General features: G+C 56.0%; 17 protein-coding genes. 8 read left to right on the forward strand and 9 right to left on the reverse strand.

Features of this window, described 5'->3' with window-relative positions:
• Nucleotides 1-16: 16 nt before the first annotated feature.
• A complete protein-coding gene (locus tag G6041_RS20410) occupies nt 17-928 on the reverse strand; it encodes an ABC transporter six-transmembrane domain-containing protein (RefSeq protein WP_011998940.1) in 912 nt (303 codons plus the stop codon).
• Between the two features lie 100 nt (nt 929-1,028).
• On the opposite strand from G6041_RS20410, the gene G6041_RS20415 reads away from it, so the two are divergent.
• The 3 genes from G6041_RS20415 (at nt 1,029) to G6041_RS20425 (ending at nt 3,991) form a co-directional block, all read left to right on the forward strand.
• Nucleotides 1,029-1,586, forward strand: coding sequence for a TetR/AcrR family transcriptional regulator (locus G6041_RS20415; protein WP_007854412.1), 558 nt, complete (start codon nt 1,029-1,031; stop codon nt 1,584-1,586).
• 298 nt (nt 1,587-1,884) lie between these two features.
• Entirely contained in the window at nt 1,885-3,192 is a 1,308-nt protein-coding gene (locus G6041_RS20420; RefSeq protein ID WP_011998941.1) for an MFS transporter, read from the forward strand.
• The gene (locus G6041_RS20425) at nt 3,185-3,991 is read left to right on the forward strand and encodes a substrate-binding domain-containing protein (protein WP_011998942.1); all 807 of its coding nucleotides are present in this window, start codon (nt 3,185-3,187) and stop codon (nt 3,989-3,991) included. Before G6041_RS20420 ends, G6041_RS20425 begins: the two co-directional genes overlap by 8 nt.
• Here the strand turns inward: G6041_RS20425 and G6041_RS20430 are convergent.
• Nucleotides 3,966-4,865: a LysR family transcriptional regulator gene (locus G6041_RS20430; protein ID WP_011998943.1), complete on the reverse strand. Its 900-nt coding sequence runs from the start codon at nt 4,863-4,865 to the stop codon at nt 3,966-3,968. The two genes, G6041_RS20425 and G6041_RS20430, sit on opposite strands and share 26 nt — an antisense overlap.
• A 135-nt stretch (nt 4,866-5,000) precedes the next feature.
• Nucleotides 5,001-5,321: a darcynin family protein gene (locus tag G6041_RS20435; protein WP_011998944.1), complete on the reverse strand. Its 321-nt coding sequence runs from the start codon at nt 5,319-5,321 to the stop codon at nt 5,001-5,003.
• 23 nt (nt 5,322-5,344) lie between these two features.
• Between G6041_RS20435 and G6041_RS20440 the strand changes: the two genes are divergently transcribed.
• On the forward strand, nt 5,345-6,007 hold the full coding sequence (locus G6041_RS20440) for a TetR/AcrR family transcriptional regulator (protein WP_011998945.1): 663 nt from the start codon (nt 5,345-5,347) through the stop codon (nt 6,005-6,007).
• Nucleotides 6,008-6,028: 21 nt separating this feature from the next.
• Nucleotides 6,029-6,340, forward strand: a complete 312-nt coding sequence (locus G6041_RS20445) for a hypothetical protein (protein ID WP_007854431.1) — start codon at nt 6,029-6,031, stop codon at nt 6,338-6,340.
• A gap of 34 nt (nt 6,341-6,374) precedes the next feature.
• Here the strand turns inward: G6041_RS20445 and G6041_RS20450 are convergent, their stop codons facing one another.
• From G6041_RS20450 to ycgZ, 4 genes are all read right to left on the reverse strand, one after another.
• Nucleotides 6,375-7,115, reverse strand: coding sequence for a metallophosphoesterase (locus G6041_RS20450; RefSeq protein ID WP_011998946.1), 741 nt, complete (start codon nt 7,113-7,115; stop codon nt 6,375-6,377).
• A 133-nt stretch (nt 7,116-7,248) separates the two neighbouring features.
• Entirely contained in the window at nt 7,249-7,527 is a 279-nt protein-coding gene (locus G6041_RS20455; protein ID WP_007854451.1) for a biofilm development regulator YmgB/AriR family protein, read from the reverse strand.
• Nucleotides 7,528-7,564: 37 nt separating this feature from the next.
• Nucleotides 7,565-7,864 carry a hypothetical protein gene (locus G6041_RS20460; protein WP_007873152.1) on the reverse strand — a complete coding sequence of 100 codons (300 nt, stop codon included), beginning with the start codon at nt 7,862-7,864 and terminating at the stop codon, nt 7,565-7,567.
• 169 nt (nt 7,865-8,033) lie between these two features.
• A complete protein-coding gene (gene ycgZ, locus G6041_RS20465) occupies nt 8,034-8,273 on the reverse strand; it encodes a regulatory protein YcgZ (RefSeq protein WP_007670514.1) in 240 nt (79 codons plus the stop codon).
• 400 nt (nt 8,274-8,673) lie between these two features.
• Between ycgZ and G6041_RS20470 the strand changes: the two genes are divergently transcribed.
• Both G6041_RS20470 and G6041_RS20475 read left to right on the forward strand, forming a co-directional pair.
• Nucleotides 8,674-9,891, forward strand: coding sequence for a diguanylate phosphodiesterase (locus G6041_RS20470; RefSeq protein WP_041460765.1), 1,218 nt, complete (start codon nt 8,674-8,676; stop codon nt 9,889-9,891).
• 234 nt (nt 9,892-10,125) lie between these two features.
• A complete protein-coding gene (locus G6041_RS20475) occupies nt 10,126-10,869 on the forward strand; it encodes a MerR family transcriptional regulator (protein ID WP_007873161.1) in 744 nt (247 codons plus the stop codon).
• 78 nt (nt 10,870-10,947) lie between these two features.
• Here the strand turns inward: G6041_RS20475 and G6041_RS20480 are convergent, their stop codons facing one another.
• Nucleotides 10,948-12,858, reverse strand: coding sequence for a methyl-accepting chemotaxis protein (locus G6041_RS20480; RefSeq protein WP_011998950.1), 1,911 nt, complete (start codon nt 12,856-12,858; stop codon nt 10,948-10,950).
• A gap of 432 nt (nt 12,859-13,290) precedes the next feature.
• On the opposite strand from G6041_RS20480, the gene G6041_RS20485 reads away from it, so the two are divergent.
• The gene (locus tag G6041_RS20485; RefSeq protein ID WP_041460766.1) at nt 13,291-13,677 is read left to right on the forward strand and encodes a hypothetical protein; all 387 of its coding nucleotides are present in this window, start codon (nt 13,291-13,293) and stop codon (nt 13,675-13,677) included.
• Between the two features lie 37 nt (nt 13,678-13,714).
• Here the strand turns inward: G6041_RS20485 and G6041_RS20490 are convergent, their stop codons facing one another.
• Nucleotides 13,715-14,230 (reverse strand): GNAT family N-acetyltransferase, encoded by a 516-nt coding sequence (locus G6041_RS20490; protein WP_054628797.1) that lies wholly within the window; start codon nt 14,228-14,230, stop codon nt 13,715-13,717.
• Between the last annotated feature and the right edge of the window lie 35 nt (nt 14,231-14,265).

Below are 14,265 nucleotides of genomic sequence, written 5' to 3' on the forward strand. Positions count from 1 at the left end.
CACAGACTTACCGATGTTATTCAGCGGCCGCGGTTTCCGCCTCTGTCGTCACGCGTTTACCGATATCTTTCAGCTGTGAATACTTTTCCAGCAGTTGCGGCGCATCATCCAGACTCGTGACAAACATCCACATATACGTCATGACCGAATAGATATGCCCGGCGTTGATCGCGGCTGAGTGCGTCATCATCATCACCGTAAAGCTGAACAGCAGCGCGGCCAGCACGCCAATGGTGAAATATCCCATCGCTTCACGATCCGAAAGCGTGATGCGAAGCCTCGCCAGCAGCTGGTAATGCCGCTGCAGGGCGCGCGGCGCGGCGTGCGACACCATATCGATCTCTTTTTCAAGCCGGTTATTGAGCCTGCCGTAAAGCGCCTCATTGCGCCGGGTAAACCGCGTCAGAAAGCAGGCCAGCACGGCCAGGATGCCGAGACACGCCATCCCCGTCCAGAACTCAATCAGCAGCAGCATCACGGCGGCACCGGCCATGGACGCCACAGAGGTTATCAGCGTCGGCAGATGCAGCTCGAAGAAATCGACAAACTCTCTGGAGAGCGCGACCCGCGCCGCAATCGTCGAATGGTTAAGGCTTTTCTGCCGCTGCGCCAGCACCACCGAGACGGCGAGGCCCGCATAAATACGGGCGAACGTGCGCGTATCGACACTACGCCGCGTCGCGCCCAGCAGCCAGATAAACAGCACCATCAGGCCGTAGAGCATCGCGTTCCAGACGTTGCCTGCCAGAATCGCGTTAATGCAGATCCCCGCCAGCACCGGGTAGAGCAGGTATGTGACGTTCTCGGCGATCACCAGAAAGAAGGTAAAAAAGAGCTTTTTGCGGTGGCGTCGCGCCAGCGTTTTCAGCGTGCCGGCGGCGCTGGCAGTGGCAGGTGAGGTCGGGATATTTACGCTGTGCGTCTTCATGATTTCTGTTAATCTTCAGTTAGAGCATTTGCTCAAGTGGGGTGGGATGCTATTTGAGCAACTGCTCAAAGTCAATCAGAGAAAAGCAGAGCGGGCCTTTGTGAAAGAGAAAATCATTAATGCGGCGATCGCCTTGTTCATTGAACAGGGCATTGAAAACGTCAAAACGCGCGATCTGACGGAGCATCTGGGCATTTCGCGCAGCCATATCTATCACTATTTCAAAAACTGGCAGGCGCTGTGCGTGGAGTCGATTTCCACGTTTCTTGAGAATGAACTGAATGAATTTGTCTTGCGGACGGCATCGTTGCCCGCCCGCGAAAGGCTGAAAGCGTTTATCGAAGGGGTGATTTCCACCACGCCGGACCCGACCGCGAAGCTGTACGGCTCGCTGTGGCAGCTCGCGGCCCATAATGCTGAGTATGCGCAGTTAATGGAATCGATACTCGCGCGCTGGCATGACGCGCTGGTGGATATTCTCGCGGCGGGCGCGCAGGAAGGCGTGTTTCGCCCTGTCAATACCGCGCGTTTCGCAAGGCAGCTCGACGCCATGCTGTTCGGCTACAGCGATCATCTCTACACGCTGCCTTCTGATGACGCGCTCCGCCAGGCACAGGACGATATCGACGATTTTATCGGACAGAATTTGCTGGTGTAGCGGTGCCGGTCGCTTTCCATAAGCGGGCCTGAGGGTTGTGAAAATTCGGTAAACATGCACGTTCACACTCAGGCCTTTGTCACAAAACGGAAAACTGGCATTTTTTCATCCGGGCCTGTTCCCGTTCTGGGTGTGATTGTTAAATCTTTGTATATAAAAGCGCTATGGCTAACCGCTAAGCGATTGATGCATAAAACGCATCGGACGATGCGTTTATTACGCTTATTACCTCGATATTTCTGTTCCAGTCTTCAGTAAGAGACGCAACCACAAGCGTTAATGACAACTGGAGACATCAATGCATTCCGCTACCTCACCTGTAAACACCCGTTCCCGGATCGGCGCTATTTTGCGCGTCACGTCCGGCAACTTTCTGGAGCAGTTTGATTTTTTCCTGTTCGGCTTTTATGCCACCTACATCGCGCACACGTTCTTCCCGGCGAGCAGTGAGTTCGCCTCGCTGATGATGACGTTTGCGGTGTTTGGCGCAGGCTTTCTGATGCGCCCCATCGGCGCGATAGTGCTGGGCGCGTACATCGATAAAGTGGGCCGCCGCAAAGGGCTGATTATGACGCTCTCTATCATGGCGGCGGGCACCTTTCTGATTGTGCTGATCCCGTCTTATGAGGCCATCGGGCTGTGGGCGCCGCTGTTCGTGCTGATTGGCCGCCTGTTACAGGGCTTTTCTGCCGGTGCGGAGCTCGGCGGCGTGTCGGTGTATCTCGCCGAAATCGCGACGCCGGGGCGCAAAGGCTTTTACACCAGCTGGCAGTCAGGCAGCCAGCAGGTCGCCATTATGGTGGCGGCGGCAATGGGCTTTGCCCTCAACGCGGCGCTGGATCAGTCGGCCATCAGCAGCTGGGGCTGGCGGCTCCCGTTCCTCTTTGGTTGCCTGATTGTGCCGTTTATTTTCGTGCTGCGGCGCAAGCTTGAAGAGACGCAGGAGTTCAGCGCGCGCCGTCACCATCTCGACATGAAACAGGTGTTCCGCATGCTGCTGACCCACTGGCCGGTGGTTGTCGCGGGCATGATGATGGTGGCAATGACCACCACGGCGTTTTATCTCATCACCGTGTATGCGCCCACCTTCGGCAAAAAAGTGCTGATGCTGAGCGCCTCGGACAGCCTGCTGGTGACGCTGCTGGTGGCGATTTCCAACTTCTTCTGGCTGCCGGTGGGTGGCGCGCTTTCTGACCGTTTCGGGCGTAAACCAGTGCTGATTGCCATGACGCTGCTGGCGCTGGCCACCGCGTATCCGGCGCTGATGATGCTGGCCGCGTCACCTGGCTTTTCCATGATGCTGGGCGTGTTGCTGTGGCTCTCTTTTCTGTATGGCCTGTACAACGGCGCGATGATCCCGGCGCTCACTGAAATCATGCCCGCCGAGGTGCGTGTCGCTGGTTTTTCGCTCGCCTACAGCCTCGCGACGGCGATTTTCGGCGGCTTTACGCCGGTGATTTCCACGGCGCTGATTGAGTACACCGGCGACAAAGCCTCACCCGGCTACTGGATGAGCTTTGCCGCGCTCTGCGCGCTGCTGGCGACGCTCTACCTTTACCGCCGCAGTACCATGACATTACAGACCGCAGGACGCCGCCATGCATAAGAGAATGACGACATGGATAGCCGCGCTGACGCTCTTACCGTTAAGCAGTGTGGCGCTGGCACAGGAAATTACGGTGATGATTTCAGGCGGCTTTAAGGCGGCGCTGGAACAGCTCCGCCCAGGATATGAAACGCAGAGCGGCAACCAGATTGTGATCGTTCCCGGCCCGTCGATGGGCAAAACGCCGCAGGCGATCCCGAACCGGCTGGCGCGCGGCGAAAAGGCGGATGTGGTGATCATGGTGGGCGACGCCCTGACCAGCCTTGAAAAAGCGGGGCGTACCGCGCCGGGGTCGCGCACGGAGCTTGCGGATTCTCCCATCGGCATGGTGGTAAAGCAGGGCGCGCCGGTGCCCGTGATAAACACCCCGGACGCGCTGCGCCAGACGCTGCTGCAGGCCCGTTCGATTGCCTATTCCGACAGCGCCAGCGGTCGCTATGTCAGTACGACGTTGTTTAAAAAACTGGGGATAGAGGCGCAGGTGGAGACCCGCGCGCGGATGGTGGAGCGCATTCCGGTGGCGTCAGAAGTGGCGAAAGGGAAGTATGCCGTGGGGTTTCAGCAGGTCAGCGAACTGCTGCCGGAGCCCGGCGTGACGTTTGTCGGCGAGTTGCCTGACAGCGTGCAGTACATCACCCGTTTTGCGGGCGCGGTAACGAACAACGCGGCGCATGCCGCCGAAGGCCGCGCGCTGCTGGCGTTTCTGGCGTCACCCGACGCGCAAAAGGTGGTACGCGCCACCGGCATGCGGTCGGTCGCGCAAAAAGCGCCGGTCAGGCTGGCGGATACTGTTCAGTGATGAGCTTTTCGAGTTCCGCTGCCACGTAAGACTGAATACGCCCGCTGCGGCGTATCAGCCCCACGCTGCGTGTGACGACCGGATCGACAAGCCGCAGCGGCACCAGAACGGAGTGCCCCGCCACAGGCATTGACATTGCTGGTACCGCGGCGATGCCAATGCCGGCTTCCACCATGCCAAGCACCGTTGTGACATGGCGGGTTTCACAAATACTTGGACGCGCGGGCGTAATGTGCCCCAGCGCCTGATCGAGCAGGGTACGGTTCCCGGAGACTTTATCCAGACTGATATAATCCTGCTCAAAATACGCCTTCCAGGTGAGCTGCGTTTTTTTCGCGAGCGGATGATCGCGCCGACAGGCTGCCACGTAGACATCCTCCACCAGCGGCACAAACTCAATGTGCGGCGGCAGGTTTCTGCCAAAACAGATGCCGAAATCGGCCTGACCGCTGCTGACGGCGTCGATAACATTGCCGACGCTGCTGTCGATGAGTTTGATGCGCACGCGCGGGTAGCGTGCCTGAAACTGACGGATAATGTCCGGCATAAAGTAATACGCGCCCGACGGCACCGTCGCGACGGTGACAAGCCCCGTGCGTTCCTGGCTCGCCTGCTGAATATCCGCCAGCACCGCTTCGACATTCGCCAGCAGCTGTTCTGAGCGCTCGGCAAAACTCTGCCCGTAGAGCGTCAACGCCACGCGCCGGGTGGTGCGGTCAAAGAGCCGCGCGCCGAGCGCTGTCTCCAGCTTTTCAATGCGGCGGCTGAGCGCCGATTGCGACAGGCAGATGGACTCCGCCGCGAGCCGGAAACTGCCGTACTCCATTAATGCGCGAAACGCATAGATATCGTTCAGGTCAAAGTTTACAGGCATGGCAGCGGCATCCTTTCAGCGTCTCACAGCGACATTATAAAGCGGCGTTTATCATTCACGCTTTTTATCATAGATGACGTGCGGGCGTTTCTGAAAGCCGATACCGTGAGGTGAGCCGCCTCCGCAGGCCATCGCTTACAGATGCTGTGCCTCGACGCCCTGGAGAATTTCTTTGATCTCAAAGAAATCATTCCAGAACGGCGTATCGCGCAGCGCTTCGGTAAAGCCCTGCCAGACGGCATGGTTTGCGGCCTCCCAGATCCAGATATCGGAAATCCGCGCAGAGTAAAATTCGGTATCGAAATAGCGCAGCCTGAGCGCGCCCTCATATTGCGTGAGTAAAGGCGCAAGGTGCGTGGCGATATTACGCTGGCGTTCGTCGGCGCTGGCATCAAGCCAGCTACGGTTGGCTTTCACCAGCATAAACAGCGTGACGGTCTCTGGTGCGGTATTCATAACGCTCTCCCTGAAAACTATTAATGCTTGTAGATGTTGTGTTAAGACGACGCCGTTATGATATCGGGACACGTTATATTCAGGGACTCGCGTTTATGTATGCCATTCAGCCGCCGCTGACACCGCGTAAAGCGCCGCGCCAGGCGCGTTCACGCGCGCTGGTGGAGGCGATTATCGAGGCGACGGCTCGCATTTTCGAGCGCGAGGGCGCGGCGGCCTGCACGACGAATGCCGTCGCGGAAATCGCAGGCGTCAGCATCGGCTCGCTGTATCAGTATTTCCCGAACCGTCACGCCTTAACGGCGGCGCTGGTGGCGCGCGAACATGAATCGCTGCTTTCGGCCATGCAGCACGCAGCGGCGCGTCCCGATCCGGCGGATCGTCTTTCAGGCATGGTTGACGCAGCTGTGGATTATGAGTTTGCACGGCCCGCGCTTGCACGCACGCTGGATTTGCAGGAGGCAGCGCCGGAATTTCAGGCGCATCAGCAGGCGATGCTGGCCACGCTTCATCGCTGTGTTGCAACGGCGCTTGAAGAGAGTGAGACCACGGCATGGGATGTCATCGCGCTGGTGCAGGGCATGATCGCGATGGCCATCGCGCGAGGCGAGAGCTCGCCGGCTGCGCTGAAGCGCCGCATTCACCGCGCCGCCTTTGGTTATCTCGGCTGGGCTGCGCCTGATTAAGCATTTAATAAAGGAGAAAACATGATAGTCAGAACCTGGCATGGCTGCGTGCCGCTGGAACACGCCGACGGCTTTGCCGCGCATTTACAGAAAACCGGCGTGGAGCATTCGCAGCGCACTGCCGGTAACCGTGGCGCGTTTGTCCGTCAGGAAATACAGGGCGATCGGGCGCATTTTTTCCTGGCAACCTACTGGGAAGATCTGAACGCCGTGAAGGCGTTTGCAGGTGAGGATTATCAGGTGGCGGTGACCTACCCTGACGATGAACAGTTTGAGCTGCTCTCCGATCCGTGGGTGTTTCAGCATGAAGTTGAGACCATTGCGGCGCTGTAATCCATTCTTTTCGCCGCGTTGTACTGATAAGCGGTCAGCGGCCATTCACCGGTGAGACCGCCATAAAATGGCTGGCGAGTGTGCCCTTCTCAAGCCGGTGCACCATCAGCGCGGGCGGATCGAAGACCGCAGGCACGTGCGAGCCACCCAGCCATAACGGGTTCGCCGGGCAGACCGAACCGCAGATGTACGCCGGAATACCGGCCAGCATTCCCGCCGCCGGGCGGTGAACGTGCCCTGTGGCAATCGCGAGCGGTTTTGCCGGGTGATGGCGCAACAGCGCGCCGAGCGCCTGCGCGTCGCGGCACGCCGCCGCATCCATCGAGGGAATGCCGCTCATAAATACATGATGATGCAGAAAAAGCAGCGTCTGTCGTCCGCCTGCCTGATCCAGTTGATGCGCCAGCCAGTCGAGATGCGCGGCCACGCTGCCCGCCGCACTTCCATCCACGGTAGAATCCAGTCCAATCACGCGAAGCGCAGGCGTATCCACAACCGCATGCAGCGGCCCTTCCTGCGCCAGCGAAGGCCAGACCGCGCGCATGGCGGCGCAGTCATCAGAATTTCCCGGCAGGATAAGCGTCCGGCAGGGCAATGTTTCCAGCCGCGCCGCAATGGCGCTATAACCGTCGCGCCAGTGGTCGTCGGTGAGATCACCGCTTATCACCAGCACATCGGGTTCGAGCGGCGTAAGCCACGCCAGGGCGTTGTCAAAACGCGCCAGATTATCGTTATCCGGTGCGGCGTGAATATCTGAAAGCTGCGCGATTATCAAGAATTGCTCTTCTGTCTTATCGGTTTGGCCGTGAAATGATGATAGAAGAAGGAGGGGAAAGGTGTCACAAAGAAAAAAGCCAGCCGAAGTGAGAGACGGGCTGGCTTTTAAAAGAAGGAATACAACGTCAGGATCAGATGTCGTCTACGGTATGGTCGACAACGATTTCCAGCGTTTTGCGCACGACGTCAGCCATCACCACGTCATCCGTGGTTTCCAGCACGCCAATGAGCTGCAGAATAATCGCTTTATGCGTCAGGTGACCGTCGGTCGCAAGAATGTTGCTCACAACCGCGCCCAGCAGTGCGGCTTCCTGCGCCAGCATATCGCCGGCGTTACGAAAGTATTCAGACAGTGCCGTGTCGGGCAGATCCGCCTGTAAATCAATGGGGTTAAGCATCACCTGGCTCATGTACTGGCACCGTTTTAATTGAAAGTTGCTGATGTAGTCAGTGTTTTTTACTGCTGTCCGGCGACGCACTCTCGCCAAACAGCGAATGGACGTTATCGCCGCTCCATTCTTTACGCTCACGCGTGCCGTTACGCCGTCCGGAAACCGCCGTCGCGCTGATTTCGGTGATGACACGGGCAATGGCCTCACGTCGACCGGGATCAGACTCGCTGGTTTCCATCGAGCGCAAACGCGCAATCAGTACCCGCATATTGATCGGGCCTTTTTCTCTCAGCAGAGACAGTACTGCCTCTCCGATGATTTCATCTGTCAGTTGATCTTTTTCACTTCTGTTCATAAATGCGTCTCTGAATGCCGCATGTCCCGCGCCACACGCGCGGGATACAACTTCTTTCCGGTGGCGTCCTGCCACTGAAAATTGTCAGGCTGTGCTAAGGCCTGCCATATCCCTCCGCCACAATTGTCTTAATCATCAGGAAACGGTTCGGTGAAAGAACGCCCTGGTGTTAGCGATCAAAAAGCAGACCGATCAGCGTTTGATAGTGACTTTCTTCTTCAACGCTGGACGCCATTTCAAGACGACTAAGCAATTTGGTGCAAATACTTTTTTTATTCAGGAGACGACCATCGCGCAGGATCTCTACGACGATTTGCCCTAATGTTTCTTGCTGAGTCGGCAGAGCCGCTTTATCAAAGTATCGGGCAATGGCATTAGCTGTATCCGGAATGTAACCGTTCTGACGCATATGTCACTCCTGTTAAAATTTCGTAACTACGCAAGGAATAGTTAGCAGTATACTAATTACGTGAATCTTGTACACCGTTATTGTATAAGTTAGCGATCTTTTTTTGCGCAAATAATAACTAGTTCATTAATTTCATGTGGTTACAGTAAAATTTATTTTTAGCTTTTGGTCTGAAATTGTACTTATTATGCATCCTGGCGTGCAAAATATGCCGTTTTGCCTTGTACAAGGCGGGATGGACGTAACCATTTTGTAAAAACCTGTACAGAAACCCACCTGAGCCTCAGTCGCTAAAATCCTTACCTGACTCATTATTTGTCTCTTTATAGACATCACTGCAAGACGCCCGGCAGGTCATCTGTTAAGGTGGCTGCTTATTCACCTATTCACAGGATGCATGATGCTCACAACCATAATTTATCGCAGCCATATCTGCGACGACGTTCCGGTCACCGTGCTGGAAGAGATGGTGGATGCAGCGAATAACAAAAATGGCCAGGCCGACGTGACCGGCATTCTGCTCTTTAACGGCCGCCACTTTTTCCAGCTGCTGGAAGGCCCGGAAGAAGGGGTTAAAGCTATCTATCGCGCCATTTGCGCGGATACGCGTCATTACAATCTGGTGGAGCTGCTGTGCGACTACGCGCCGTCGCGTCGCTTCGGTAAATCGGGTATGGAACTCTTTGATTTACGGGATTATGAGCGTGACGAAGTGCTCCAGCATGTGCTGGATAAAGGCACCTCGAAATACCAGCTGGTGTACGGCGACCGCGCGCTGCAGTTCTTCCAGACGTTTGTCGAAGCCACTGAAAAAGAAAACTATTTTGAGATCCCGCCGGGTGACAGCTGGGATTTCATCATCGAAGACGACGGCGTTCAGGCGCCCGCGTCTGTCAGCGCGCGTACCGATTGTACCTTCGCGTTTCAGCCGATTATCGACCCGCTCTCCCGCGAAGTGGTCTCGCTGGAGGCGCTGCTGCGTACCCCTGACGGCGCGCCGCCGCAGACGTTTTTTGAAGGTCTGGAAGGCGAAGCGCTGTATGAGGCCGATCTGAAGAGCAAGAAAACGGCGTTTGAAATCGCCGGCGCGCTGAATATTGGCCAGCAGACGCTGTGCGTAAACCTGCAGCCGATGACCCTGGTGAAAATCCCTGGCGCGGTGGAGTTTCTGGTACAGGAGATCCACGCCAACGGGCTGGTGCCGGATCAGGTGATTGTTGAGTTTACCGAAAGCGAAGTGATTTCCCGTCTCGATGAGTTTACCGGTGCGATTCGCCAGCTAAAAGCGGCGGGGCTGCGCGTGGCGATTGACCACTTTGGTGCCGGTTTCGCCGGGCTGTTGCTGCTGGCGCAGTTCCAGCCAGACCGCATCAAAATCAACCGCGAGCTTATTCGCGATGTGCATAAGAGCGGCCCGCGACAGGCCATTGTGCAGGCGCTGATCAAATGCTGCGCGTCGCTGGAAATCGCGATTTCTGCCGTGGGCGTGGAGAAAGCCGAAGAGTGGATGTGGCTCGAATCCGCAGGCATTACGCTCTTCCAGGGGCATCTTTTCGCAAAACCAGCGCTCGGTGGCATTCCTGCCGTCGCCTGGCCTGAAAAAAAGTTCGGCTTGTAACGGTTTGACCTTCTCTCTGGCGCATGTCAAAGCCGCATGCGCCATCTCTCTGTGATTTAATGCATTTTATGTACACTTTTTTGTTGCCCGCAGCACGTTGAATTCATACCCTTATCAACCAGACGGCTCTTAAATTAACTTCACGGTTGTACAATTATTAAAAATTGTACAAGCTAAGGGGAGTTAACTTTTTGAGAGATTCCTGTGTCGGTTTTGATCGTGAGTGAAGATCCTATGGCGTTTTACAGCATTGGCGAGATAGCAGAACGGTGCGGGATCAACCCCGTGACGCTACGCGCCTGGCAGCGGCGCTATGGCCTGCTAAAACCTCAACGCAGCGAAGGCGGCCACCGCCAGTTTGATGAAGATGACATTCAGCGTATCGAAGAGATTAAACGCTGGATCAAAAGCGGCGTGCCGGTCGGCAAAGTGAAAGCGCTGCTGGATAAAGATGTCGTGGTGGGGCCGGAAGCGTGGAATGTGGTGCAGGAAGAGATGATGGGCGTGGTGCGCCAGGCGCGGCCGGCGACGCTGCGAGCCAAAATCACCGCGCTGGTGCGTGAAAACGCCGTGGACGGGCTTATCGATAACGTCTTTCTGCCGGTACGCCATCGGTTAAGCCTCGATCAATACACCGCACCGTCGATGCGCAGCATGATGGATGGCGCGCTTATCGAATACGCCACGCTGTTTCTGGCCGAAGCGCGCAAAAAAACCACCAAAGAAGCGCTGCTGATGGGCTGGGGCAATGTGGATCGCGCCCGCCTGTGGCTGGAAGCCTGCCGTCTGGCGCACCAGGGCTGGCATATTGATTTACTCGCCGAGCCGCTCGATTTGCCGCACCCGGAGCTCTTTCCCAATCAGCACTTTTTCGTCTGGACTGACGAGCCGCTCAACGCTGAGCAGCAGGAGCGCGCCGCGCACTGGAAGGCGCAGGGTTACGCCATTACTTTCCTGACCGGGAATAAATCCGCGTAACGGTAAACATGTCGGTCATTCACTGAACCGCAAAAAGCCCGGCACCGGCCGGGCTTTTTGTTGCGCTTAGAACAGCGCTCAGAACGTTTCCCAGCTTCCCGCGCCATCGACAGCCAGCGTCCTTGAAGGAACCATCGCCGGTCGCGCGACTGGTTTTTTCACAATGGCGTCGCCCAGTTTGAAGCGCGAGATAAGCTGCGACAGTTCGCCCGCCTGCTGTTCGAGCGACGCGGCGGCGGCAGAAGATTCCTGTACCAGCGCGGCGTTCTGTTGCGTGGTGGAATCCAGTTCGCTGACGGCCTTGCTTATCTGGTCGATACCGCGGCTCTGCTCATCCGAAGCGTGAGAGATTTCCGTCATGATCCCGCTGACGCCCTCGACGGAGGAGACGATATCCTTCATGGTGGCGCCCGCTTTGTTGGCCATTGCAGAGCCAGAACTGACGCGGTCTACCGATTCCTGAATCAGGTTTTCAATCTCTTTCGCCGCCTGTGCGCTGCGGCTCGCCAGCGTTCTGACTTCACCGGCGACCACCGCGAACCCGCGACCCTGTTCGCCCGCCCGGGCGGCTTCCACAGCGGCATTCAGCGCCAGAATATTGGTCTGGAAGGAGATGCCATTGATGACGGTGATGATATCTTTGATCTTGTTTGAGCTGTCGGTAATGGTCTGCATGGTTTCGACCACATCCCAGACAATTTGCCCGCCGCTGCGCGCATTCTGCGCGGCGGTGTTCGCCAGCGTGCTGGCCTCGCGGGCGTTATCGGCATTACGTTTCACGGTTGAGGTTAACTCTTCCATGCTGGCCGCGGTTTCCACGACGGCTGCCGACTGCTCTTCGGTACGCGACGCCAGATCGGTGTTGCCGATGGAAATCTGTGAAGACGCCGAGGCGACATACACCACTGACTCTTTAATCTGGGTAATCAGCTCACGCAGTCTCAGGTTCATGGTCGCCATCGCGGCGCTCAGACGGCCCAGTTCATCGGTGGAGCTCGCTTCAATCTCCGCGGTCAGATCGCCTGCGGCGATTCGCTCGGCAACGCTCAGGTTATAGCGGATTTGCGACGTCATCTGACGCGTAATCAGCCAGGCGATGAACAGGCCGATAACCACCGAGCAGAGCGCGACAATCAGCACGATATAGATAACATGGGCGATTTTGGCACTGCTTTTATCCGCCTGAAGCTGCGCCAGCTCTGCGGTGGCGCTATTGAGCTTGTCGGCAACGAGCGTCATGTTATCCGCGCCGCCTTTTGCGTTTTTCAGCGCGAGGCTGTAGGCATTGACCGCGCTGTCGAGTGTACTGAACGCTGACTGCAACGCGGTAACGGAACCCGCGAGAGGGGAGGTGGCGTCACTGTTGAGGCTGGCGAGTAAAGCAAGCGCCTGCTGTGTGTCAGCCGTAAATTGCTGCTGCCCGCTGACGCCGCGTGATGAAACGACAACGCCCGCGTCTGAGCGAATTTTCTCAATAAAATAGAGCAGATTAGCACTGCTTTTCGACAGTGACTCGCTGTTACGCAAGGTTTTCGTGACTTCATCAAAAACGGGCTGTTGGGCCGCGGCCAGCACGTTTTTGCTCTGCTCAATGCTGGCGCTTTCAAGGCTGATAAAATTGCTGCGCGCCTCGCTGTACTCTTTTACCCGTGAGCCCAGCGCCTCAAATAACACACCAGCGTCTTGTTCCCAGGTAAATTTATCGCCTTCTTTGATTTTTTCCGCCATTTTATTAATGGCAGCCAGATTCGCCTGGGCCGCTTTATCGTCATGGGTTAACTGATAAGTGAGACGGTTGCGTCTGGCGGTATTGAGATCGTTATTAATCTGATTAACCAGTTGCTCTTTATCAGAATGCTCGCTGATAGCCGAAAGCTGTTTAATATTAATGGCAGAGGAGATGATGATAACGCCAACTAATACTGAAAAACCGCCAAATAATTTCGCTGCTACGGAAAGATTTTTAAAAATACCGGGTTTGCCTGTCATTGTTGATTCCTCAGCTGCTCATCATAATGATATCACCCGTTCCGACGCCGCCTTCGGGCGCGCCGCAAGCGTGCGCGTGCTTTTAACGCGTCGGGCCAGTTATAGTCTGTTTAATCCATAAGTGTTATCGGCAGGTTATTAGTGTTTATGCAGGATATATCTTTAATCTTTTTTACGTTTCAGATAAATCAATGGGTTGGTTATTTTTCTTATTCTGTGTTTGTGACGAAACTAACAATTTGAGAACGGTGTGGCGTTATTTTTCAATGCTTTTCATAATAACCATAAGCCTGCTCAGAATATTGACTGGTGGCGGATTTATTAGCAGGCTAATTCAGCTGAGAAAACATCCGATAAAAAGCTTTTGAGGACAAATGGCGCTGCGCCTGGCGGGTAAACTGGAGACGCATTCATTATTCATTCGAGGTGGATATGTCTTTTACTCATATGCGTATCGCAAGGCCAGTCACCAGCCTGGAAACTTCTTTCCGGCTCTGGTCGCAGGGGCTCGGCCTTGTACGACTGGGAGAATTTACCGATCACGCAGGCTTCAGCGGCGTGATGCTGGGGCGCAAGGATTTGCCCTGGCACCTGGAATTTACGGTATGCCTCGATAGTCCTGTTATACCGTCGCCCGGCCATGAAGATCTGCTGGTGCTCTATTACCCTGAGCACGACGAATGGCAGCGCGTATGCCGCTCGCTTGAAGAAGTTGGGTTTATCCGCACGCCCTCTTTTAACCCTTACTGGGATATGAACGGGCAAACCTGGATGGACCATGATGGTTATCGTGTAGTGGTGCAAAATCAGGCGTGGTAATGCGTTCTGCACTGTCGCATCAGTAATCAGTCACACACTAAAGCGATAACCTCATGGCGCACCGGCTGTCACGCGCAAAGCCGTGCGCGGCTTCTTCATCAAGCAGACGTGCCAGCGCGTCCGGCATATCTGCTTCTGAAATCACGCTAAACCCCAGACGCGCATAAAACGGCTGATTCCACGGCACGTTTCGGAAGGTGGTAAGCGTCAGCGCGGTGAGCTGTTTTTCCCGTGCATGGCGAATGGCGTCGGCCATCAGCCTTTTCCCAAGCCCCATTCCCTGACAATCGCGCTTTACCGCCACGCCCAGAATGTGCAGCGCGCCGTCAATATAATCGCCGTTAATAAACCCGACGGGAGCGTCATTCGCATTGACCACCACGGCGGAATAGCCGCGCTCACACAACCGGCGATGTAAATCGTCGGGCTGAACGCCATCGGTCGCCACCCAGGCGAGCGCCGGGATCGTCTCAAAGGCGCTGTCTGCCGAGCGCTCAATGGCTGCCAGGCTTGCGATATCGTTGATTACGGTCTTTCTGATTCTAAATGTCATTTCGGGCTCCCTGTTATGCCGTATCCATATTTCGC

The sequence above is a fragment of the Cronobacter sp. HA18003 genome, from assembly GCF_011605905.1.
In the GTDB taxonomy this organism is placed as follows: Bacteria; Pseudomonadota; Gammaproteobacteria; order Enterobacterales; family Enterobacteriaceae; genus Cronobacter; species Cronobacter sakazakii.

Coding starts and splice junctions, on each gene's coding strand:
- G6041_RS20420 (WP_011998941.1), top strand. CDS start 1,885: ATGCATTCCGCTACCTCACCTGTAAACACCCGTTCCCGGATCGGCGCT.
- G6041_RS20480 (WP_011998950.1), bottom strand. CDS start 12,858: ATGACAGGCAAACCCGGTATTTTTAAAAATCTTTCCGTAGCAGCGAAA.
- G6041_RS20485 (WP_041460766.1), top strand. CDS start 13,291: ATGTCTTTTACTCATATGCGTATCGCAAGGCCAGTCACCAGCCTGGAA.
- G6041_RS20460 (WP_007873152.1), bottom strand. CDS start 7,864: ATGAACAGAAGTGAAAAAGATCAACTGACAGATGAAATCATCGGAGAG.
- ycgZ (WP_007670514.1), bottom strand. CDS start 8,273: ATGCGTCAGAACGGTTACATTCCGGATACAGCTAATGCCATTGCCCGA.
- G6041_RS20475 (WP_007873161.1), top strand. CDS start 10,126: ATGGCGTTTTACAGCATTGGCGAGATAGCAGAACGGTGCGGGATCAAC.
- G6041_RS20455 (WP_007854451.1), bottom strand. CDS start 7,527: ATGAGCCAGGTGATGCTTAACCCCATTGATTTACAGGCGGATCTGCCC.
- G6041_RS20425 (WP_011998942.1), top strand. CDS start 3,185: ATGCATAAGAGAATGACGACATGGATAGCCGCGCTGACGCTCTTACCG.
- G6041_RS20440 (WP_011998945.1), top strand. CDS start 5,345: ATGCTTGTAGATGTTGTGTTAAGACGACGCCGTTATGATATCGGGACA.
- G6041_RS20435 (WP_011998944.1), bottom strand. CDS start 5,321: ATGAATACCGCACCAGAGACCGTCACGCTGTTTATGCTGGTGAAAGCC.
- G6041_RS20490 (WP_054628797.1), bottom strand. CDS start 14,230: ATGACATTTAGAATCAGAAAGACCGTAATCAACGATATCGCAAGCCTG.
- G6041_RS20410 (WP_011998940.1), bottom strand. CDS start 928: ATGAAGACGCACAGCGTAAATATCCCGACCTCACCTGCCACTGCCAGC.
- G6041_RS20445 (WP_007854431.1), top strand. CDS start 6,029: ATGATAGTCAGAACCTGGCATGGCTGCGTGCCGCTGGAACACGCCGAC.
- G6041_RS20470 (WP_041460765.1), top strand. CDS start 8,674: ATGCTCACAACCATAATTTATCGCAGCCATATCTGCGACGACGTTCCG.
- G6041_RS20430 (WP_011998943.1), bottom strand. CDS start 4,865: ATGCCTGTAAACTTTGACCTGAACGATATCTATGCGTTTCGCGCATTA.